The organism is Pseudophaeobacter arcticus DSM 23566, from assembly GCF_000473205.1.
GTDB lineage: Bacteria > Pseudomonadota > Alphaproteobacteria > Rhodobacterales > Rhodobacteraceae > Pseudophaeobacter > Pseudophaeobacter arcticus.
The window spans coordinates 703,244-723,082 of the sequence record NZ_KI421507.1 but is presented as its reverse complement, the minus strand read 5'-3'; the positions used below and the strand labels follow the sequence as shown (position 1 = coordinate 723,082).

General features: G+C 56.4%; 18 protein-coding genes. 11 read left to right on the top strand and 7 right to left on the bottom strand.

Going from position 1 to position 19,839, the window contains the following annotated elements:
- Window positions 1–96: 96 nt before the first annotated feature.
- From ARCT_RS0107380 to ARCT_RS0107360, 5 genes are all read left to right on the top strand, one after another.
- On the top strand, window positions 97–387 hold the full coding sequence (locus tag ARCT_RS0107380; protein ID WP_027239487.1) for a DUF1330 domain-containing protein: 291 nt from the start codon (window positions 97–99) through the stop codon (window positions 385–387).
- Between the two features lie 204 nt (window positions 388–591).
- Window positions 592–1,167, top strand: coding sequence for an NYN domain-containing protein (locus ARCT_RS0107375; protein WP_027239486.1), 576 nt, complete (start codon window positions 592–594; stop codon window positions 1,165–1,167).
- Window positions 1,168–1,281: 114 nt separating this feature from the next.
- Entirely contained in the window at window positions 1,282–1,449 is a 168-nt protein-coding gene (locus ARCT_RS28215) for a hypothetical protein (RefSeq protein ID WP_161631304.1), read from the top strand.
- Between the two features lie 547 nt (window positions 1,450–1,996).
- Window positions 1,997–3,457 carry a tetratricopeptide repeat-containing sulfotransferase family protein gene (locus ARCT_RS0107365; protein ID WP_161631303.1) on the top strand — a complete coding sequence of 487 codons (1,461 nt, stop codon included), beginning with the start codon at window positions 1,997–1,999 and terminating at the stop codon, window positions 3,455–3,457.
- Window positions 3,458–3,844: 387 nt separating this feature from the next.
- Window positions 3,845–5,059: a GTP-binding protein gene (locus ARCT_RS0107360; RefSeq protein WP_036784577.1), complete on the top strand. Its 1,215-nt coding sequence runs from the start codon at window positions 3,845–3,847 to the stop codon at window positions 5,057–5,059.
- A gap of 454 nt (window positions 5,060–5,513) precedes the next feature.
- Here ARCT_RS0107360 and cydX read toward each other — a convergent pair whose 3' ends face one another.
- The 5 genes from cydX to cydD form a co-directional block, all read right to left on the bottom strand.
- The gene (cydX, locus tag ARCT_RS25625) at window positions 5,514–5,651 is read right to left on the bottom strand and encodes a cytochrome bd-I oxidase subunit CydX (RefSeq protein ID WP_036784574.1); all 138 of its coding nucleotides are present in this window, start codon (window positions 5,649–5,651) and stop codon (window positions 5,514–5,516) included.
- Between the two features lie 14 nt (window positions 5,652–5,665).
- Window positions 5,666–6,826, bottom strand: coding sequence for a cytochrome d ubiquinol oxidase subunit II (cydB, locus tag ARCT_RS0107350; RefSeq protein WP_027239483.1), 1,161 nt, complete (start codon window positions 6,824–6,826; stop codon window positions 5,666–5,668).
- Window positions 6,827–6,831: 5 nt separating this feature from the next.
- A complete protein-coding gene (locus ARCT_RS0107345) occupies window positions 6,832–8,445 on the bottom strand; it encodes a cytochrome ubiquinol oxidase subunit I (RefSeq protein ID WP_027239482.1) in 1,614 nt (537 codons plus the stop codon).
- 115 nt (window positions 8,446–8,560) lie between these two features.
- The gene (locus tag ARCT_RS0107340; RefSeq protein WP_240476280.1) at window positions 8,561–10,219 is read right to left on the bottom strand and encodes an amino acid ABC transporter ATP-binding/permease protein; all 1,659 of its coding nucleotides are present in this window, start codon (window positions 10,217–10,219) and stop codon (window positions 8,561–8,563) included.
- A gap of 8 nt (window positions 10,220–10,227) precedes the next feature.
- Window positions 10,228–11,874, bottom strand: coding sequence for a thiol reductant ABC exporter subunit CydD (gene cydD, locus ARCT_RS0107335; RefSeq protein WP_240476279.1), 1,647 nt, complete (start codon window positions 11,872–11,874; stop codon window positions 10,228–10,230).
- Window positions 11,875–11,978: 104 nt separating this feature from the next.
- Here cydD and ARCT_RS0107330 point away from each other — a divergent pair, with 104 nt between their 5' ends.
- Window positions 11,979–12,449 (top strand): RrF2 family transcriptional regulator, encoded by a 471-nt coding sequence (locus ARCT_RS0107330; RefSeq protein WP_027239479.1) that lies wholly within the window; start codon window positions 11,979–11,981, stop codon window positions 12,447–12,449.
- 93 nt (window positions 12,450–12,542) lie between these two features.
- On the opposite strand, the gene ARCT_RS0107325 is transcribed toward ARCT_RS0107330, so the two are convergent.
- Together ARCT_RS0107325 and ARCT_RS0107320 are read right to left on the bottom strand one after the other, a co-directional pair.
- Window positions 12,543–13,943: a sensor histidine kinase gene (locus ARCT_RS0107325; RefSeq protein WP_036784568.1), complete on the bottom strand. Its 1,401-nt coding sequence runs from the start codon at window positions 13,941–13,943 to the stop codon at window positions 12,543–12,545.
- A complete protein-coding gene (locus ARCT_RS0107320; protein ID WP_027239477.1) occupies window positions 13,936–14,607 on the bottom strand; it encodes a winged helix-turn-helix domain-containing protein in 672 nt (223 codons plus the stop codon). Before ARCT_RS0107320 ends, ARCT_RS0107325 begins: the two co-directional genes overlap by 8 nt.
- A 302-nt stretch (window positions 14,608–14,909) precedes the next feature.
- Between ARCT_RS0107320 and ARCT_RS25620 the strand changes: the two genes are divergently transcribed.
- The 5 genes from ARCT_RS25620 to ARCT_RS0107295 all read left to right on the top strand — a co-directional run bounded on the left by ARCT_RS25620 (window position 14,910) and on the right by ARCT_RS0107295 (window position 19,834).
- Window positions 14,910–16,514, top strand: a complete 1,605-nt coding sequence (locus ARCT_RS25620; RefSeq protein ID WP_240476278.1) for a phosphoethanolamine transferase — start codon at window positions 14,910–14,912, stop codon at window positions 16,512–16,514.
- Window positions 16,511–16,918: a diacylglycerol kinase gene (locus ARCT_RS0107310; RefSeq protein WP_051360597.1), complete on the top strand. Its 408-nt coding sequence runs from the start codon at window positions 16,511–16,513 to the stop codon at window positions 16,916–16,918. Before ARCT_RS25620 ends, ARCT_RS0107310 begins: the two co-directional genes overlap by 4 nt.
- A 281-nt stretch (window positions 16,919–17,199) precedes the next feature.
- On the top strand, window positions 17,200–17,652 hold the full coding sequence (locus tag ARCT_RS0107305; RefSeq protein ID WP_027239475.1) for a c-type cytochrome: 453 nt from the start codon (window positions 17,200–17,202) through the stop codon (window positions 17,650–17,652).
- 11 nt (window positions 17,653–17,663) lie between these two features.
- On the top strand, window positions 17,664–19,034 hold the full coding sequence (locus ARCT_RS0107300; RefSeq protein ID WP_027239474.1) for a cbb3-type cytochrome c oxidase subunit I: 1,371 nt from the start codon (window positions 17,664–17,666) through the stop codon (window positions 19,032–19,034).
- A gap of 2 nt (window positions 19,035–19,036) precedes the next feature.
- Window positions 19,037–19,834: a CbbQ/NirQ/NorQ/GpvN family protein gene (locus tag ARCT_RS0107295; RefSeq protein WP_027239473.1), complete on the top strand. Its 798-nt coding sequence runs from the start codon at window positions 19,037–19,039 to the stop codon at window positions 19,832–19,834.
- The last annotated feature ends 5 nt before the right edge of the window (window positions 19,835–19,839 follow it).

Here is a 19,839-nt window from a genome sequence, read left to right as displayed (position 1 = left end):
CCAAAGTGACTATCAGCGCCCCTCGCATTGCGGACTGCCGCGCAAGTATCCTACGCTCTCGAAACAGTATGGGTATTCACAGTCGAGGAAACCAACATGGCGGCATTTGTTATCGGTCAGATGATGATTCAGAGCCGGGATTGGATGGAGGAATACTTTTCCAAGATCCCCGAAGTTGTGCAGCAGCACCAAGGAGTATTCAGGGTACGGGGCGGCAATCCCCTGCGCATGGAGGGAGAAAGCCCTGTGCCGGATGCTGCGTTCATAATCGAATTCCCCGACCGCGAGCATGGTGAGGCATTTTGGAACTCAGATGAGTTTCAGTCGCTTGCGGTCCTGCGGCGTTCTGGGTCCACCTTGAACGCTATTCTCGTCGACGCATTGTAAGCCTGCATTTGGCACCGCTGGCCAAATCTGTGGTCTATATCGGAGCGCGGGCCTTATCGTAGAAACGCTGAAACTCTAGCGCCCCGGTCTTCGGGCCTTCTCAGGGTTTTGACACCCGCGATTTTTTGACACCCGCGATTCAGGGCGCGGCTCTGGCTGGGATGGGGACTGGAACTGCCCGAAAAAGAGAGCTACGACGTTTCCATGAAAACCCCAGTATTTTTGCTCATAGTTTCAAGCATTGCGCTTGGCGGAACACTATTCCTTGCCGGTTTTTCCGAGTTTGTCCTCGTCACAGGCCCTTGTTTTATTGCCAGTCTGGTGCTGGTCCTTCGTGCTCTCACCAAGCACCAAAGGCGTTGGGTGATCTTAGACGGTTCAAATGTCATGCATTGGCGTGACGGCACTCCTCAAATCGAAACTCTCCAAGAAGTGATCCGGGAACTGCAAGCAGCAGGCTACAGCCCCGGCGTCGTGTTTGATGCCAATGCCGGCTACCTCTTGTCCGGGGCCTATCAAAATGACGGCGCTTTGGCCAAAGCTCTGGGGCTGTCGGAAGAACGGGTGATGGTGGTCCCAAAAGGGTCGCCCGCAGACCCCGCTATTCTGACCGCCGCGCGTGATCTGGGAGCCAGGGTGGTGACAAATGACCGATATCGTGACTGGGCGGAGCAGCATCCGGAAATTCATCAGCCAGGGTATTTGATCAAAGGCGGATACAAGGCAGGAAAGCTATGGTTGAACTTTGACGAGCCTGCAAAAAAGTCAAAGATCCGCTAGCAAAGATCGCTTTTTGACAGTGTCTTTTAACAACGGCGGGCGCAGCCAGTCGGCCCGAACTTTGGCCCTTCCGATCCTTTGGCAATCTAACTGGTCTGGAGCTAAGGAATTGACTTGGTTACCTTCCAACTGCTTGCGAAAGCCGCCATTCAAATGCTCAAACGCAGGATCGCAAATGCTGCAGTCAGCCCCAAGGCCTGTGATGCGCAGGCAGCACCCTATGGGTCCATTCAAGCGGATGCCGCAGGTTGTTTCAATGTCGGCTTCACGCAAGTTTCTTGAAACTCGTCTCCGGCTCGGTTTAGAGAGAGATAATTTTGAGAATGGATTTGAAGCACTTAGGGATGGAGACAATGCGTTCCGCTGCCAGGTGAACAGCAAACCTTTCTCCAACAATCAACCGTGCGAAAAGACGTAGTGATCTCAATTGCTATGGCTGCATTCCGCGTCGGTGTCTGCTACGACGTCGCTAGCAGATCCAAGATGATGGCATACACATCATCGCGCCCGTAACGTATCAGGATGGATAGCCCATCAAACCAGGGAGACGATCCAGTTGCAAACCGATGATCGCGATATTGGACACAACAAAGCCTCTCAGATCTATGCGCTTCTCGCGACAGATCCAAAAGGAGCCTGGGCCGAGACCCGGCGCGCGTTGAAAGCCTTTCCTTCGAGTGAAAGGGTCCGCTTTGTTTCTGGCCTGGTAAATATCGCACGTGGCAAGAAACAGGACGCGCGCAAGGACTTTGCAAAGTGCATCAAAATGGGCACCCCCGGACCAGACGCCTATCTGAATTTGGCGCAACTATCGTCAGATACCAGGCAAATGGATTTTGCATTGGATGTGCTGGATCGGGCGGAAAGAAAATTTCCAGGTGACCTCAGCGTCTTGATAGCGCGCATCCACATGTTGCGTGCTGCTGGTGACGTCGAATCCGCACTGCAAGCCGCCGGCGCAGCCCTGGCCCAGGACCCCAATGCCCCCGAAGCGCTCTTCTTGCGCGGCATTCTTCTGGAAGAAAACGGTCAATTGCTCGACGCGATTTCCGCCTTGGAGGCGCTGCTGGAGCTTCATCCGAACCACGCCATCGCAATGGTGAACCTTGGCCGTTTTTATGCCTTTTCGAACCAGTCAGACAAAGCGATCGAGGTCACCGAGCGGGCCTATTCCATCGCCCCAAACTTGCCCGCCGTGCTGCAGAACCTGGCAATCCGCCAGCGCGAAACCGGGGACTTTCCCCAGGCCGCGCAGACCTTTCGCCAGCTTATGAGCCTTTCGTCAGAATTCGGGCCAGACTCGCTGCGGCAATTGGCGGATCTTGTTGCACCCGAAGAGCTGGACGCACTGTCCCGGCAGATCGACCAGGCAGAGGCTGCGGGCTGTCCACCGGCTTTGCGCGAGCATCTGGAGTTTGCCCGGGTCACCATCGCCAAGCGGGCCAAGGATGATCCACAGTATGTCACATCGGTCCTTCGCGCCAATCGGCTCGCAGCAAAGCACCGCCCCTATGATTCAAAGGCCGACAGTCAGTTTCACACTGCCATTCGCGACAGCTATCGGGCTGAATCCCCCTCTGTGATATCTCCAGCCACTCAGGCTTTGCTGCCCGCGACACCCATCTTTATCGTCGGCCTGCCACGGTCGGGGACGACCCTTCTGGAACGCATGCTTTCACAGGGGGACGGGGTTGCGGGACTGGGAGAGGTCGCGCTGTTCAACCGGTTCATCGGCAAGCGGCTGATGACGGGCACCTCGATCACTGACGCTCTGCCCGAGCTGCGGCAGGCCTATGCAGGGTTCCAATCTGCCGTGGGGCCAGCCAGATGGACCGTGGACAAGATGCCAGCGAATTATGCCCATCTGGGCTGGATAAACACGGCCATGCCCGAGGCGCGGATCATCCTGTTGCGGCGGGACATCCGGGACGTTGCCCTGTCCATGTTCGAGAACTACTTTGATGATCCCGGCCAGAACTTCACCTTCGAAGAACAGCGCATCCAGCACCGAATCCAACTGTTTGAAAAGACCATCGCGGATTGGCGGGCCTTGGGGGCGGAGTTTCTGGAGAGCCACTACGAAGATCTGGTTCAATCGCCCGAAGCGACCCTACGGTCGATCACGGACTATTGCGACCTGCCGTTTGACCCCGAGATGCTCAACCCTGCCGAGAACACCGCCGCCATCCGGACGGTCAGCAGCACACAAGCGCGCCAGTCAGTCAACACCAAAAGCGTGGCGCGATGGGAGAGGTATTCAGAGTTATTACCAAAGGTATTTGGGCCGTAAAACCGGAAGTAGCAGCTGCGCCGACCCGTATTGACAAAAGCGGCTCGCACCTGATGCCGCGCCTGTTTCAAACTGCCCCCCCCTGTGCACACATCGACCTGGTGTGGGGGGATGGAGGATCTAGGGCAATTGGCAGGCGCTGAACTGGTAGCTGAACTGGCGCTTGCCGTCAGCAACCGGATCGAATTCTACAACACCAAGCCAACATTCTGCCCGTGGCGGCAAACCGCCCGCCGTGGTCTATGGGCAAAGAATTGCATCAACCACCCCTGATCAGCAGGTCCATAGGCAGGAAAATTTCAGATTGAGTAATGTTATGAAATAACATATCAGACTATTGCGACCCCGCCCTGCCCTTGTGGAAAATTCAATGAAAGACCCATTGCTATGAAAGACATCGAAGCATCTGATACCCGCCTTCCCGTAACGGTTTTGTCCGGGTTTCTCGGCGCAGGCAAAACGACGCTGTTGAATCGCGTCCTGAACAATCGAGACGGGCGCCGCGTGGCGGTGATCGTCAATGATATGTCTGAAGTGAACATTGATGCCGATTTGGTGCGCGAAGGCACTGAACTCTCCCGCTCCGAGGAAACGCTGGTGGAAATGTCCAATGGCTGTATCTGCTGCACGCTTCGCGATGACTTGCTGAAAGAGGTGCGCAATCTGTCCAGCGAGGGGCGTTTTGACTATCTGTTGATCGAATCTACAGGTATCTCCGAACCGCTCCCTGTCGCCGCCACGTTTGATTTCCGTGATGAAGATGGCCAAAGCCTCTCCGATGTTGCGCGTCTGGACACCATGGTCACGGTTGTGGATGCCGTGAACCTGCTGGAAGATTTTTCAAGCCATGATTTCCTGACAGATCGTGGGGAATCCCTGGGCGCGCAGGATGATCGTAGTCTTGTCAGCCTTTTGACAGAGCAGATTGAATTTGCAGATGTGGTGATCCTCAACAAGGTTGCCGACGCCGGGCGCGACCGGACAGACACCGCCCGCAAAATCATCCGTGCCTTGAATGGTGATGCCAAGATTATCGAAACCAACCATTCCGAGGTCTCAGCCGATGCGATTTTGAACACTGGGCTGTTCGACTTTGAGACCGCCCATGAACATCCGATGTGGGCCAAGGAACTTTATGGTTTTGCCAATCACACCCCGGAGGACGAAGAATATGGGATTGGTTCTTTTGTTTATCATGCGCGCGCGCCATTTGATCCCCAAAAGCTGCACCAGATACTCAACGGAACTTTGCCAGGGGTGATCCGGGCCAAAGGACATTTCTGGGTCGCAACCCAACCCGAGTGGGCCGCTGAATTCAGCCTGGCTGGAGCCTTGTCCTCCGTAAAACCACTGGGGCTTTGGTGGGCTGCAGTACCTGAAGACCGCCTTCCCACCCATCCACAGGCGCAAGCGGAAATTGCCAGGAACTGGGTCGACCCCTGGGGAGATCGCCGACAGGAATTGGTGTTTATCGGTGTTGGCCTGGAACGCGAGACCATTTGCGCGCGGCTAAATTCTGCCCTGCTCACCGCCGAAGAATTTCGCCCGCAAGACTGGGTAGATTTGCCGGACCCTTTCCCACGTTGGGGACAGCATCGCTAAACCTGCAAGGCATAGAAATTCCCCCCCACGTTCCGGCCAGCGTCACAATCGTAAATACCATCTACGGGCCGGGATGCGGGGGGGGCAGCAGAGCCCCTATTGCCGTCGGTTCCAGGCCGGAGGCTTTGCGCATGAACAGGGCCTGACCCAATAGTGCCCCGGACCTGCCGCTTGGTTCGCCACCTGCATCGCCAGTACCATTGCCAGTACCATTGCCACCAACTGGGCTGGCCGTTCTGACACAGTTAGGATCGTGACCAGCGTGGCGGGGGCCTCCTGTGCGCGGGCCGCTCGGTCACGATTGCAGCAACACAAGCGGCGAGGAAAAGCACTTTATCTTCGGCGGCCTTACTGAAACCAAGTGATTTGAGTGTGCTTTGGAGGGCACGGACCCTTTGTCACAGTAGCCCCGCGCCAGTGTGAGGGAGGAAGGAACGATCCCTCCCCCGGCCATTCAGTTTTTGTGTTCTCCCATGGGGCACTCCCCCTCCTCCGAGAAACAGGCATCTGTCCGCAACTCCAGCCAGATCGCGTTAAGGACGGCAAAGAGCGCCGCCAGGGGCAAGCCGAGAAGCCATGCAAAATACCACATCTATCAGATCTCCTTTAGTATACAGTTTCCGATTTTTCAGTGACTTGCTCTTCAGTCACTTTGCCCCAAAGGACCTTATAGACCCATGCCGTGTACATCAGGATTAGAGGCATGAAGATGGCGGTGGCCACCAGCATGATAAAGAGCGTCTGGTGCGATGACGACGCGTCCCAAACGGTCAGGGAACTGTTGGGATCAAGGGTCGAGGGCAGGATAAACGGGAACATCGTCAGGCCAACACTGGAGATGATCCCCAAAATCCCCATCTTAGACCACAGCAATGTCGAAACTTCGCGTCCCGCACGCAAGCCAAGCACCGCCAGCCCGATCCCGGCAAATCCCATCAGCGGAGCAACCGCGATCCACGGCCGATCAGAATAGGCTTTCAGCCATGACCCGGCCTGCGTGACGTCAGAATAGAGCGGGTTAGACGGGCCGTTTGCGGCCACGTCACCGAGGACAAAGCCGTCGACACCAACTGCCAGCCAGAGACCTGCCAAGGCATATCCCGCTGCGGCAACCATCCCGGCCTTCCCCCCGATGGCGCGGGCCCGTTCAGCCACCACACCTTCAGCCTTTAGGGACAGCCAAGCCGCACCGTGCATCAACAGCATCGACAGCGACACCCCACCGGCCAGCAGCGCAAAGGGGTGCAACAGGCCAAGGAATTTGACGGCAAAATTGCCCGGATACATCGGCATCAGGTCTTCGGTCAGATAGAAAGGCACGCCCAGCAGCACGTTGCCGACAGCAACGCCGAACAGCAGCGCAGGCACGGCCCCACCAGCAAATAGTGCCCAGTCCCAGCGGGACCGCCATTTGACGCCCTCGCGCTTGGACCGGTACTTGAACGCAACCGGGCGCACAATAAAAGCGGCCAAAACCACAAACATCGCAAGATAGAAGCCCGAAAAACTCACCGCGTAGAGCGGTGGCCAAGCGGCAAAGATCGCGCCCCCACCCAGAATGAACCACACCTGGTTGCCCTCCCAGACCGGGCCAACTGTGTTGATCGCCACCCGGCGCTCCACATCGGTTTTGGCGACGAAAGGAAGCAATGCACCAACCCCCATGTCAAAACCGTCGGTCAAAGCAAATCCGATCAGCAAAACGCCCAGAAGCGCCCACCAGATCACGCGAAGGATATCATATTCGATCAATTCAAAGAGGATCATCTATCTTACTCCGCAGATGTGGCAGATGGAGAGGAAAGGCGGGCATCAGACCGCAGCCGTGCCGCGTGACGTTGCTGCCAGGCGTTGGTCTCATCCACGTCCAGAAACGGCCCCTTGCGGATGTATTTCACCATCAGTTTTATCTCGATCACAAAGAGGACTGAATAGAAGATGAGGAACCCAGCAAGCGTGATCAACAGATCGGCGATGCTGAGGTGGGACAGGCTCAATGCCGTGGGCAACACGCCGTCCACGGTCCAGGGCTGGCGTCCAAATTCAGCCACGAACCACCCCAGCTCTGCCGCAATCCACGGTGTTGGGATGATGGCAACGGCCGCATAGAGCGACCAGCGTGGGAACTGCATTTGTCGGAACGAGGCGCGATAGAAGAAATAGGCCATCACCCCGATAAAGCTGAAACCAAGCGCAACCATGATCCGGAACGCCCAAAAGAGTGGTGCCACGCCGGGAATCGTATCGTCCGCCGCCATCTTGATCTGGGCCTCTGTTGCGTCGCGCGGGTCATCGGCGTAGCGCTTGAGCAGCAGGGCAAAGCCAAGATTGCCGGAATGCGTCTCAAACCTGTCCCGCACGTCTTGCGGTGTCCTGTCGCGTCGCTTTCGAATGGTCATCAGCGCGTCATATGCGATCAGGCCTGCTCGGATCCGGTCCTCGGATTCGGCGACAAGTTCATTGATACCCGGGATTTCCTTGGTCAAGCTGCGGGTGCCAATCAGGCCCATCGCCCAAGGGATTTCCACAGCATAGTGGGTTTCACGCGCCTCCTGGTCCGGAAAGCCAATGGCCGTAAAAGGGGCGGGAGCGTCGTGGGTTTCCCACATTGCTTCAATTGCGGCGAGTTTCATTTTTTGTGTATGGCTGGCCGAATAGCCAGACTCGTCACCAAGGACGACCACCGACATCGCCGCAGCCAGACCAAAAGCGGATGATACCGCAATTGATCGCCGGGCCAGATCTCTGTGCTTGTTCTGAATCAGGTAAAGCGCCGAGACCCCCAAGACAAAGACTGAGGCCGTGACATAACCGGCGGACACGGTATGTACGAATTTTGCTTGTGCCACCTCGTTGAACAGAACGTCATAGAACGAGGTCATCTCCATGCGCATGGTATCAGGATTGAATTCAGCCCCGACCGGGTTCTGCATCCAGCCGTTGGCGATCAAAATCCATAGCGCGGAAAAGTTTGATCCAATGGCGACCAGCCAGGTGACCCCCATGTGCTGAACCTTGCTCAGCTTATCCCAACCAAAAAAGAACAGGCCGACAAATGTCGCTTCAAGGAAGAAGGCCATCAGACCTTCCATCGCCAGCGGCGCACCAAAAATGTCGCCAACATAATGGCTGTAGTAGCTCCAGTTCATGCCGAACTGGAACTCCATCGTGATCCCGGTGGCAACACCCAACACAAAGTTGATGCCAAACAGTGAGCCCCAAAATTTGGTCATCTGCCGCCAGATGGGACGATTCGTCATGACATAGACGGTCTCCATGATCGCCACGAGGATCGACAGACCCAGCGTCAGCGGCACGAAGAGAAAGTGATACATCGCAGTCAGCGCAAACTGCATGCGTGACAGCTCGACCAGTCCGATCTCCATCGGGGGACTCCTTGAATAGCTATAATACGCATCATGGATACGTCTTAAATGTTCATATTCTGATTTTTGGATGTTTTTTTTGATCTATATCAATAACCCGCATCTTGAATGCAAATTATCGCAAATTCTGCGCCGGTGTCGAAACAAGCGGGATGACCTGGTCTGCAAAAGCCATTTCTTCGGGTCGATGGGCCGCCATCAGAATGATCGCATTTGGCAAAACCTGGCGCAGCCCCGCCAGAACAGATTTCGCCATCGGTGCATCCAGCCCTTCGGTGGGCTCATCCAGCAGCAACAGGTCCGGCCTGCGTAACAATGCGCGGGCCAGGACCAACCGCCGCGCCTCACCGCCTGACAAACCTGCACCACGAAACGCAAGACGGGCATCAAGGCCACCTTTGGTGCGCACCGTCTGCGCAAGCTCAGTGGCCTCCAAAACCTCCCAAAGCTCAGCATCCGAAGCCGCCGGGGCGACCAGTCGAAGATTTTCGGCCACGGTCCCGGCCACCAAAGCATGTCGCTGCGAAACCATTGCAATACCACCGGTCCGGACCTTGGTCGCCATTTGATGTGGTGACCTTCCGCCAAAGGACATTCGGCCGCTGCTTGGCAGGATCTGACCCGCTGCAATCAGCAATACTGTGGACTTTCCACAGCCACTGCGGCCAGTCAATGCCACGGTGTTCCCAGGCTCTGCATGAAAGCTAAGCGGCGAAAACAAGGCATGCCCCCCTGGTCCACGCCTGGCAACCAGGGCCTCGCAAGCGAGAGACGCGCGAGAGAGATCGCACGGCTCCGCAAGCGCCGGTTTTGCAGCGCCGTCCACCAGCGGAACAATTCGTTTTGCTGCCGACTGCATCTTGCCAATTTCGGACAATGCGCGGCGCACGGGCGCCACCACTTCGGACAGGGCCAGCGCCGCAAAAATACCAATAGCCGCCTGCGCAGGTGAAATCTCACCAGATTGTGTCAGTGATGCACCAATCCCAAGCGACAGAGACACAACAGCCCACCCAATCAGCTCAAGCCAAAACCCGGTCTGCCGCTCCCCCCTTTCAACCGCCGCCTGCCCCTTTGATTGGTAGCCTGCGGCCTTGCCCACATTGGTCTGTGCGTTTTGCATCTGTCCAAATGCCACCAACTCTTCGCGCGCGGTGATAAGGTCAATTATCCGGCTCCGCAGCGCCTGCATCCCCGCTTCGGTTCGCCGCGAAGGGCCTTTCGCATAAGATTGCCCCAAGATAAAAATCACAGTTGGGACAAGCCCATACCCAACAAGGAGACCCAATGCGACAGAGGGATGCACAAGCATGCCAACGACACCGGCGGTCAAGACAATCACAGCCAAACCAGCGCCCCCCGGCAGCAGGAGTCGCAACGCCAGACCGTCAAGCGCATCAATATCGGCGGTCACACGATTGAGAAAGACACTGGCGCGAAGTCGCTCAAGCTGCCTGTACGGCGATGACAGGACTCCGGACAGTAGCCGGACGCGGAGATTTGACAACATTCGCAAGGTTGCATCATGGGTTGTCAAACGCTCTCCGTACCGGGCGGCTGTCCGCCCCAGAGCCAGAAACCGCACCATTGCCGAGGGTGCAAAGACGTTGAAGAGCGTGCCCAGCCCAATCATCCCCGCCGCCGCAGCAGCAGTAATGAACCAGCCTGACAGCGCCAGAAGGGCAAGACCCATGACCAGAACGCAAAGCGATAGCACCAAGCCCTGAACAAAGGCCCGGCGCTCATCCTTCAGAAGGAAAATGGATATTTTCATTAGTAATTTCATGTGCCTGCACTCAATCTGACCTGCCTTTGCATCTGCGAGATCAAGCGGGGATCATGGGTTGCAGCGATCAACGTTCCGCCCTCTGCCACATAGGCCAGCAGTCCGTCGATGATGTTTTGGGCGGTGTCCGCATCCAGGTCAGCTGTCGGTTCGTCTGCCAAAACCACCTCGGGCCGCCGATGCAGGGCCCGGGCCAGCATCACCCGACGCGCCTCTCCTCCAGACAGGCCAGCACCAGATTCCCCCAGCGACGTAAGGTCTCCGTTCGAAAGCGTCGCAATGATCGGTGCAACATATGTCCTGTCTAACACGTCTAGGTCCAGGTCCTCGCCAAACCCGATATTGTGGCGCAGCGACCGGCCCAGAAACCGAGATGTTTGTGGCATCCAGCCCATTGACGCACGCCAGGCATCCGCGTTCGCCCCGCTCAACGTGACCTCGCCAATCTGGATCCTGCCCGACGTTGGTTTCTCCAACCCAGCAATGAGCCGCAGTAGCGTTGTCTTTCCTGCGCCACTTTGCCCGGTTACGGCAAGGCTTTCGCCCGGCTGGATTTCCAAATCCGGATAGGTGATACGATGATCCTTATGCAGGTAGGCCAGGTCGCACAGCGTCAGCCCCTTGAATGGGAGCGGCGCAACACTCGCGCCCGCCCCCAACAACGGCTGGCGCATGTCGCTCCGCCAACTGTCCAATTCCTCCAGCACGGCATCAGCAGATGATTTGTCATGCCAGGCTGCTGCAAGATCTCGCAGCGGCTGAAAAAAATCTGGAGTGAGAAGCAAAAGGTAGATCCCGGCAAACGGCGTCAAAGGCGTGCCCCAAGAGCCCCAGCCGATTTCACCTAAAAGCGAAAACCCGACCCAGACGGCAATCATTGCGACGCCCAGGGCCGAGAACAGCTCCAATACGGTTGAAGATAAAAACGCGATGCGCAGAACGGCCATGGTTCGTTCCCTAAGGCTGTCAGAGGCCGAGGTGAAATCGGCAATCACCTGCTGCCCCGCACCGATCAGTTTCAGATCCGACAGCGCCGCCAGTCGATCTGCCAAAAGGTCATTGAGTGATCCGATCTCGACCACCTGGCGCGTGCTCGCCTCTTTTGCTGCCCAGCCAACCAAGGCCATAAACAGGGGGATCAACGGTCCGGCCACCAACAAGACAACGGCGGCGGCCCAACTGAACCACATCGCAATGGCAAGAATCACCAGGGGAACAACCATCACCCGCAACCGCGCTGGTTTGTACCTGAGCAAATAGGGGCGCAGCGTCTCCAGCTTTTCAGTAGCCAAGGCCGCGATGGACCCAGCGCCGCCAAACCTCGATGGGCCTGCGCTAGTGGTTTCCACTGTGACCAATTCCGCCCGCAATGCCTGAATTTTGGTTTCGGCAGCCGCACTCAAGTGCAGCTGCGCTGATTTGCTCAGGGCTGCGCGAACAAACCCAAGGCCCAAAAAAGCCAGCGCCATTGCCCATTCGGATACCGCCTCTCCAGTCAGCAGGGAGGCCAAAACCGATGCAATCACCCACGCCTGTAGCAGCCAGATCAGGTTCGCGGCAACGGCCTGCGCGCCGCCAATCCGGCTGTCCCGGAAACCTGCTTCAGTCAGAGTGCCCGCTGGCGCCATGTGCAATACTTTCATTTCTCATATCGCCAGCTAAGGCATTTCATCCGGATCCAACGTGATCTGCATCAATAAACTGGTATCTTTGATGTGAAATAAAGAGGTCAACAAGAGGAAGCCGAATGCGTTTGACGACACGAACAAATCTTGCCGCGCGGGCGCTGATGCTATGCGCGGCGAACGACGGGCACTTGGTGCGGACCTCTGACCTTGCAGAGCGGTGCAATGCGTCAATCAATCATGCCGCGCGTGTTGTTCAGCAGCTCCAGGTCGCAGGGTATCTTGAAACCCTTCGGGGGCGAACCGGCGGCATTCGACTGGCCAAACCTGCAAGCCGGATTTCAATCGGCACCGTGTTCCGAATTTTCGAAACTGACATCCCGTTTGCAGAATGCTTTGACGAAAACCGAAACACCTGCCCATTGTCAGCTTCCTGCCGCCTGCGCAGCTATGTTGCTCGCGCGCTCGAGGCCTTTTATCACGAGTTGGACTTGGTCACGCTGGACGATCTTGTCCGCGGGAATTGTGGTTTGATGGATTTGCTCGCCATGCAGCCTGACACGCCCGGGGCATGTTCGATACGATCCCCCTGATTGGGGGCCGACGAGACTGGCAGTGAAGTTGCTCAGGCACTCGGGGTCGCTTGCACAGGGGGACGAACCACTTGCAGGTGAGGGGCAAATAGGTCAGTTGACGGTTTCGGATGTTTTTGGAAATGTGACCGTCACATTCAGCCCAGGACGATTGTCAGACAACAAAATGACTGCGCTATGCAGGTCAGCAATCGCTTTGACCAGGCTTAGGCCAAGCCCGTTGCCCGGCGTTGTCCGGCTCTTTTCCACCCGATAAAACCGGCGAAAGACTTTTTGTCTTTCCTGCTCGGGAATACCTTGGCCATTATCTGAAACAGTAAAGACAACCCCATCGTTCCTTAAAAAAAGTGCAACCTCTATGCGTGCGGCCGGCGGACAGTGGCGCAGGGCATTTTCAATGACATTTGCCATCATCTGGGTGAGCAATTGCTGATCTCCCAAAACGCTCAGGGGGTTTGGGCCAACGGCGAAGGTCAGTGTTTGATTTTTTTCCTCTGCGACAACCCCATATGCGTCCTCTATGCGGTTCAGCACGGCGATGAGGTCGATCTGGCTGAAATTCTCCCGTCGCGCTCCGGCTTCAATCTGTGAAATCCGCAACAGCGCGTGAAAGGTCTCGATCAGATCGTCGGCAGCATCGATGGTTTCATAAACATCTCCAGCCAGCGCTTCGGGCAATTCTGGGGATTGGCCTATCGCTTCGAGTCTTTGCCAAATTCGTTGCATGGGGGTGCGCAAATCATGCGCGATATCGGCGGAAATCTGTTTCTGACTGTCAACCAGTTGCTGTAGCTGGCTAATGGTCCTGTTTATTTCAGCGGAAAGCCGTGAAAGATCATCAGCGTCATTTCTGCCAAGCGGCACCCGGGCCTCCAGATCCCCATTTGCCACATGGTTAAGCGTGCTGGACACCTGCCGTAAACGATGTTCTGTGCGGCGGCCGACAGCAATGCCGGCTCCTGCACCGACCATGAGCGTGAAGATAAATCCGGTGAGCAGCCCGCCACCAAGTCCTTCGAGCAACTCGGCCTGCAAATATGTGCTTGTGCCAAGAACGAGGGTGTTTGAACCAAGCGGAATATTACGCAGGACAAAGCCGAAGCTGTCATTTTCATCGGGACCGATGAACGCGATGGCAGAGGCATCCGCATAGCCGGATGCAACATCTCCAGCGATCCTGCTTACATTTCCGGCAAGGCGGCGGCCATCCGCATCCAAGAGCAGTGAGATGCGGTTGTCTTCGAAATTGAAGATGCCGTATGCCTCCAGATCCGCAATCACGCCATCAAGCCCCCGCGTATTGTAAGTCCCTACAAAAACGGCCTCTTCCTCGATCAGCTGGTCCTTGATCCAATGGGTGATTTCATAGTCCGCCATCTTGTAGGCCACTGCAAAGACCAGGGCGGTAAGCAGGGAATAGAGGAGGGCAAACCGGAGCGATAGCCGGACCGAGGTTGAACGGCGCAGACGGTTCAAGAGTGGGGTTTTATTCATGCAGGCTGTACCCCGCACCGCGGATGGTGTGTATCAGTTCCACCGAAAAGGGCTTGTCAATTTTGTTGCGAAGCCTGCTGATATGGGTTTCGACCACGCTTGTCTTGGGGTCGAAATGGAAGTCCCACACGGCCTCCAGCAGCATGGTCCGGGTCAAAACCCTGTCCGCATTGCGCATCAGGTATTCTAGCAAACCAAACTCACGCGGTTGCAGGTCGATGGGGGTGCCGTCACGGGAAACCGTGCGACGGATCAAGTTCATTTCAAGGTCGGCCACCCGCAGAATGGTTTCCTCCGCCTTCAGCGGCGGACGGCGGACCAGTGCTGTCAGTCGGGCAGACAGCTCGTGATAAGAAAACGGCTTTATCAGGTAATCGTCCGAGCCGGCCTGCAACCCTTCGACCCGGTCATTGATGCCATCCATCGCGCTGAGAAACATAATGGGGGTGTCGACACCGGCACCGCGCACCGATTTTATCAGCGTCAGCCCGTCCAGTCCCGGCAGCATCCGATCAAAGACCATGACGTCGTAATCATTGTCCAGGGCGTTCAGAAACCCGTCTTTTCCATTGTTGCAATGGTCAACCAGATGCCCCTCAGCCCTAAGGCTGCTGGTGATATAGTCAGCCGTCTCATGATCATCTTCGACAACAAGAACACGCATTCAGGTGCTTTCCAAAAAGGAACGATGGATCTTTGAATACTGTGGTTTGTCCAACCGTCAAGCCATCTGAAGATTACCGATTGGTATAATCCGGGCAAGGTCCGGGTGACATCTAGTGTCCTATCCCCCCCCTGCACCACGAGCAGGAATACCGCCCAATGACGACAGCCACCACTCTTTCGCCCGCTGAAAAGGATCCCTCTGGCCCCTATTCAGCTTTAAGTGAGAAAGTCTCTCCCAAGGATCATGTTACTGCCAAAGGCCGGTGGCCGTCTCTTTCCAGACTGAAGATCCGACGTCCTGTGCTCTCGCCTGCAGTGCTCAACGGGATCGTGGCCACCTACATGATGCTGGCTTTCAACAGCGTCTTCTGGGGTCACCTGACCACATTGTTCGATGGCGTTCCGGCGAATATCCTATTGTTCGCCTGTGCGGTGTGGATGCTGACGTTTTTCACTCTCAGCCTCTTCAGCCTGCCAAGAGTGCAGCGCCCGCTTATCGCCCTTCTGATTTTGCTGGCTGCCGCCGCCGCATGGTATCAGGACCATCTTGGTGCCGTGATCGACAAGCTGATGATTCAGAACGTGGTGAACACAACCGTTGCCGAATCCCGTCAATTGATCACGCTTCCCTATCTGCGCCATATGACACTCACCGGCCTTTTGCCCGTCGCGCTGCTGTACTGGCCCCGTATCACCTACCCCAAAGCCCGTCACCTTCTGTGGAAAATGCCGCTAACGGTGGTTGCGAGCTTCCTGCTGACCTTTGGTTTCCTCTTCGTCAACCTCAAGGCAAATGTTTCGATCATCCGCGAACACCATGAACTCATGGGCAGCTACCAGCCAGGCGCAACGATCGGCGCCATCGCGCGCTATGTGAAAATGGAAGTCCGGGCCAGAAATACAGAGGTCGCGCCACTGGGGCGGGATGCCGCCAAGGGACCCGATCTTCTGGCAGCCAAGAAACCCGTTTTGCTGGTCATCTTTGTCGGCGAAACCGCACGCGCGCAGAACTTTGGCCTCAACGGCTACGACCGCCCCACAACGCCTGAATTGGCAAAGCTTGATGTGCTCAATTTCAGCGATACCTCCTCCTGCGGGACATCGACTGCCGTCTCTGTCCCCTGCATGTTTTCCCCGTTCTCGCAGGCGGGTTATTCTCACCAGCGCTTTATGGGCAGTGAGAACCTGCTGGATGTCCTGTCCCATGCAGGGGTCACGCCCGTTTGGGTCGACAACAATACTGGCGATCAGAGAATTGCCCGGCGCACCGGGTCGCGCAGGATCGACGCCACTATCGACCCTGCCGCCTGTGCCAGCGGGGAGTGCACCGACAAAGCTCTTCTCGCTACTCTGGACAAGGAAATCGGAGCCATTCAGGAGGACACCGTTCTGGTGTTGCACATGATCGGCAGTCACGGACCTGCCTATTACCTGCGCTATCCGCAGGGGTTTGGCCCCTTTGCCTCTGATTGCAGAACTTCTGAATTTGACTATTGCACCCAGGCGGAGATCACAAACGCCTATGACAATTCCATCGCCTATACCGATCATATCCTCGCAAGCGCGATCTCGATCCTTCAGGAACAGGACCGGGTGCTGCCCGCGATGGTCTATATGTCCGACCATGGTGAATCCCTTGGCGAAGCCGGGCTGTATCTCCACGCCGCGCCGATGTTCATGGCGCCCGAAGTCCAGACCAAAGTTCCCTTTCTGATGTGGCTGCCGCAAAGGTTTCGGCAGGCCATGCGGCTCGATGATACCTGCCTGAGTAAGCTGACTGCTCAACCTGTCAGCCAAGACAACCTGTTTCACACGGTGCTTGGCCTGATGGACATTTCGACCACCGTCCGCAAGTCCGCTCTCGACCTGACATCTACATGCCGCTCAGAAAGGCCCAGAACATGAAAGCATCCGCCCCCACGGAAAAGGCCCGGCAGCAAGAGATCCCAGCACCGGCCACCGGCGCTGCACATATCCTTGCCGCTGCCCGCTATTCCCTGGCAGGATTTCGACGCCTGCTTGGCGAAACCGCTGCCCGGCAAGAGTTGGTGGGTGGCGTGACAGCGGTATTCCTTCTGGTGTCGCTAGGCGCGTCGCTCCTGCAGATCGGGGCTTTTTTGGTTCTCTTCGCGCTGCTCCTCGCGGTAGAAGCCCTCAATACCGCGATCGAGGTTCTGACCGATCGGATCTCCCCCGGTTGGTCGCTTGAGGCAAAACATGCCAAGGATCTGGGGTCCCTTGCCGTCGCCCTGCTGATCATTGCGAACATCATTTTCTTTGCGGTGATCATGTTCTCCCTGTCCACGTAGGTTGGGGGAATGTGTTTTGGACGAGCTTGGAAGTGATGTGAACGGTGATTTGCAAACATATCTGCGGCCTTCTGTCTAGGTAAGGCTGTGATGCTGAATTGTTCGGCTTCGATAGCCTTAAGGCGCAGTTGCATAGGCTTCACAGCGGGAATGTATCACGGCTTCGAGCGATAGAAAGGTCAATGCTGCGGGAAAACTGGCGGGACTTTGTGCGGCAACAAACTCCGTTTTCAACGCCTCCCTTAATCGTGGGCAACCCGAAACCACGATTGGATTCCCTAATGTCTGAAATCCTGACAAAGTCACGGGCCCGGAACATTTTCTACGGAGGATCGCTATTCTTCGTCGCGATCTTTGGGGTCCTATCTTTTCACAGTCATCGCTATGTCGTGAACACCTCGACCGCTGGAATGCCCCTGACCGACGAGGTGGTCTTGGGCAAGCATGTCTGGGAGCGACACAGCTGCATCAACTGTCACACCCTACACGGTGAAGGCGCGTATTTTGCCCCCGAACTGGGCAATGTTATGACCCGCTGGGGCACATTGGATGACCCTGAAACCGCCTATGAGATCCTGGACAGCTGGATGGCGTCCCAGCCCAGCGGTGTCGAAGGGCGGCGCCAGATGCCCTATTTCGAACTCACCGAAGAAGAGATGCGTGGCCTGGCAGAATTTCTGCGTTGGGCCGACCAGACCGATACACAGGGCTGGCCGCCCAATGACGCAGGTTAAGGAGACAGGTTATGAAGTATCAATCTCAGAAAGTGGCCTATGCCTATTTCCTGGTGGCTATGGCGCTTTTCGCCATTCAGGTTTTGGGCGGCTTGCTCGCCGGCTGGATTTATGTCTCGCCTAATTTCCTGTCGGAACTGTTGCCGTTCAACATTGTCCGCATGTTGCATACCAACGCCCTGGTTGTCTGGCTGTTGCTGGGCTTCTTTGGCGCGGCCTTTTACCTGATCCCCGAAGAAAGCGAGCGAGAGATCTATTCGGTCAAGCTGGCCTACCTTCAATTGCTGATATTGGTGGTCGGCACATTGGGGGCTGTGCTCACCTATCTGTTCAACCCATTTCCAGGTAACTGGCTTTTGGGAATGCAGGGGCGCGAATTTATCGAACAGCCCATGTGGGTGAAGCTGGGTATTCTGGTTGCGGCCCTGCTGTTCCTGTTCAACATCTCAATGACCGTTTTGGCAGGGCGCAAAACCGCGATCACCAACGTGCTTTTGACCGGGCTCTGGCTGCTGTCACTGCTATGGCTTTTCGCTATGGTCAACCCTGACAACTTGAGCCTCGACAAAATGTACTGGTGGTTCGTGATCCATCTCTGGGTGGAAGCCACCTGGGAATTGGTTATGGCCTCGATCCTGGCCTTCTTGCTGTTGAAACTCACTGGAGTGGATCGCGAGATCGTCGAAAAATGGCTCTACGTGATCGTCGCCACCGCGCTGTTTTCAGGCATCCTTGGCACTGGGCACCACTTTTACTGGATTGGTCTGCCGGGCTATTGGCAATGGATTGGGTCCATCTTCTCCACGCTGGAAGTCATTCCCTTCTTCCTGATGATGAGCTTTGCTTTTGTCATGGTCTGGAAGGGCCGTCGCAATCACCCCAACAAGGCCGCACTTTTGTGGTCGCTGGGGGCATCAACCGTGGCCTTCTTTGGCGCCGGTGTCTGGGGCTTTTTGCATACGCTGCACGGGGTCAACTTCTATAGCCACGGCACCCAGATCACCGCTGCGCATGGTCACTTGGCCTTTTACGGTGCCTATGTCGCAACCAACTTGGCAGTCATGAGCTACGCCCTGCCGCATCTGCGTGGGCGTGACCCCTACAATCAAGTGCTCAACATGTCCTCATTCTGGTTGATGACCGGTGGTATGGCCTTCATGACCTTTGTTCTGACCTTTGCAGGCACCATCCAGACCCACATGCAGCGGGTTCTGGGCGAGGGCTTCATGGATGTGCAAGAGGGGCTCAGCCTGTTCTATCTGATGCGCTTTGGTTCCGGCCTGGCCGTCGTGATTGGCGCGCTGCTGTTCATCTACTCGATGATGATTCCACGCCGGGAACTTGTTGCCCGTGACGCCAAAATCATCCCAGCTGGAGAATGAAAATGAACGCCCAAACGAGCGACTTCGAGGTGCCATTCTACCACCCTGTTGGCAATGAATGTGCGCTGTTTGAAACCGCGCAAAACAACGGTTTGCCCCTTCTTCTGAAGGGGCCGACCGGCTGCGGGAAAACCCGCTTTGTTGAACATATGGCGGCCCGCACTGGCCGAAAACTCTATACCGTGGCCTGTCACGATGACTTATCTGCGGCTGATCTCATTGGTCGCTACCTCTTGCGCGGCGGCGAAACCGAATGGGTAGACGGCCCTTTGACCCGTGCGGTCCGCGAAGGCGCGATCTGCTATTTGGATGAGGTGGTTGAGGCCCGCAAAGACGTCACCGTTGTGTTGCATCCACTGACCGACAATCGTCGCACGCTGATGCTGGATCGCACTGGCGAAGAACTGGTTGCGCCAGATGGTTTCATGTTGGTTGCCAGCTATAATCCTGGCTATCAAAACGTGCTCAAACGTATGAAGCCTTCTACCCGGCAGCGGTTTTTATCTGCCTCATTTGATTTCCCTGAGGCCACGATTGAGGTCGGCGTTGTCGCCAGGGAAAGCGGCCTGGATAAGGACCGTGTTATGCCTTTGATCCGACTGGCAGGACATATCCGTGCCCTGTCTGGTATGGATCTGGAAGAAGGTGTTTCAACCCGCCTGTTGATCTATGCGGCACAGTTGATTGCGGGCGGCATGCCGATTGATCAGGCTTTGCAAGCGGCCATCGTTGAGCCATTGACCGATGAGGCGGATGTTCAAACCGCACTGCGCGACCTAATCGCTGTCGTTTACGGGTAACGCAC

Excerpts from the sequence above, each read along its gene's own strand:
- ARCT_RS0107300 (WP_027239474.1), top strand. The coding sequence starts at position 17,664 with ATGAAGTATCAATCTCAGAAAGTGGCCTATGCCTATTTCCTGGTGGCT.
- cydX (WP_036784574.1), bottom strand. The coding sequence starts at position 5,651 with ATGTGGTATTTTGCATGGCTTCTCGGCTTGCCCCTGGCGGCGCTCTTT.
- ARCT_RS0107295 (WP_027239473.1), top strand. The coding sequence starts at position 19,037 with ATGAACGCCCAAACGAGCGACTTCGAGGTGCCATTCTACCACCCTGTT.
- ARCT_RS0107360 (WP_036784577.1), top strand. The coding sequence starts at position 3,845 with ATGAAAGACATCGAAGCATCTGATACCCGCCTTCCCGTAACGGTTTTG.
- ARCT_RS0107375 (WP_027239486.1), top strand. The coding sequence starts at position 592 with ATGAAAACCCCAGTATTTTTGCTCATAGTTTCAAGCATTGCGCTTGGC.
- ARCT_RS0107340 (WP_240476280.1), bottom strand. The coding sequence starts at position 10,219 with ATGAAAATATCCATTTTCCTTCTGAAGGATGAGCGCCGGGCCTTTGTT.
- ARCT_RS0107305 (WP_027239475.1), top strand. The coding sequence starts at position 17,200 with ATGTCTGAAATCCTGACAAAGTCACGGGCCCGGAACATTTTCTACGGA.
- cydB (WP_027239483.1), bottom strand. The coding sequence starts at position 6,826 with ATGATCCTCTTTGAATTGATCGAATATGATATCCTTCGCGTGATCTGG.
- ARCT_RS0107365 (WP_161631303.1), top strand. The coding sequence starts at position 1,997 with ATGGATTTTGCATTGGATGTGCTGGATCGGGCGGAAAGAAAATTTCCA.
- ARCT_RS0107325 (WP_036784568.1), bottom strand. The coding sequence starts at position 13,943 with ATGAATAAAACCCCACTCTTGAACCGTCTGCGCCGTTCAACCTCGGTC.
- ARCT_RS0107345 (WP_027239482.1), bottom strand. The coding sequence starts at position 8,445 with ATGGAGATCGGACTGGTCGAGCTGTCACGCATGCAGTTTGCGCTGACT.
- ARCT_RS0107310 (WP_051360597.1), top strand. The coding sequence starts at position 16,511 with ATGAAAGCATCCGCCCCCACGGAAAAGGCCCGGCAGCAAGAGATCCCA.
- cydD (WP_240476279.1), bottom strand. The coding sequence starts at position 11,874 with ATGAAAGTATTGCACATGGCGCCAGCGGGCACTCTGACTGAAGCAGGT.
- ARCT_RS0107320 (WP_027239477.1), bottom strand. The coding sequence starts at position 14,607 with ATGCGTGTTCTTGTTGTCGAAGATGATCATGAGACGGCTGACTATATC.
- ARCT_RS0107330 (WP_027239479.1), top strand. The coding sequence starts at position 11,979 with ATGCGTTTGACGACACGAACAAATCTTGCCGCGCGGGCGCTGATGCTA.
- ARCT_RS0107380 (WP_027239487.1), top strand. The coding sequence starts at position 97 with ATGGCGGCATTTGTTATCGGTCAGATGATGATTCAGAGCCGGGATTGG.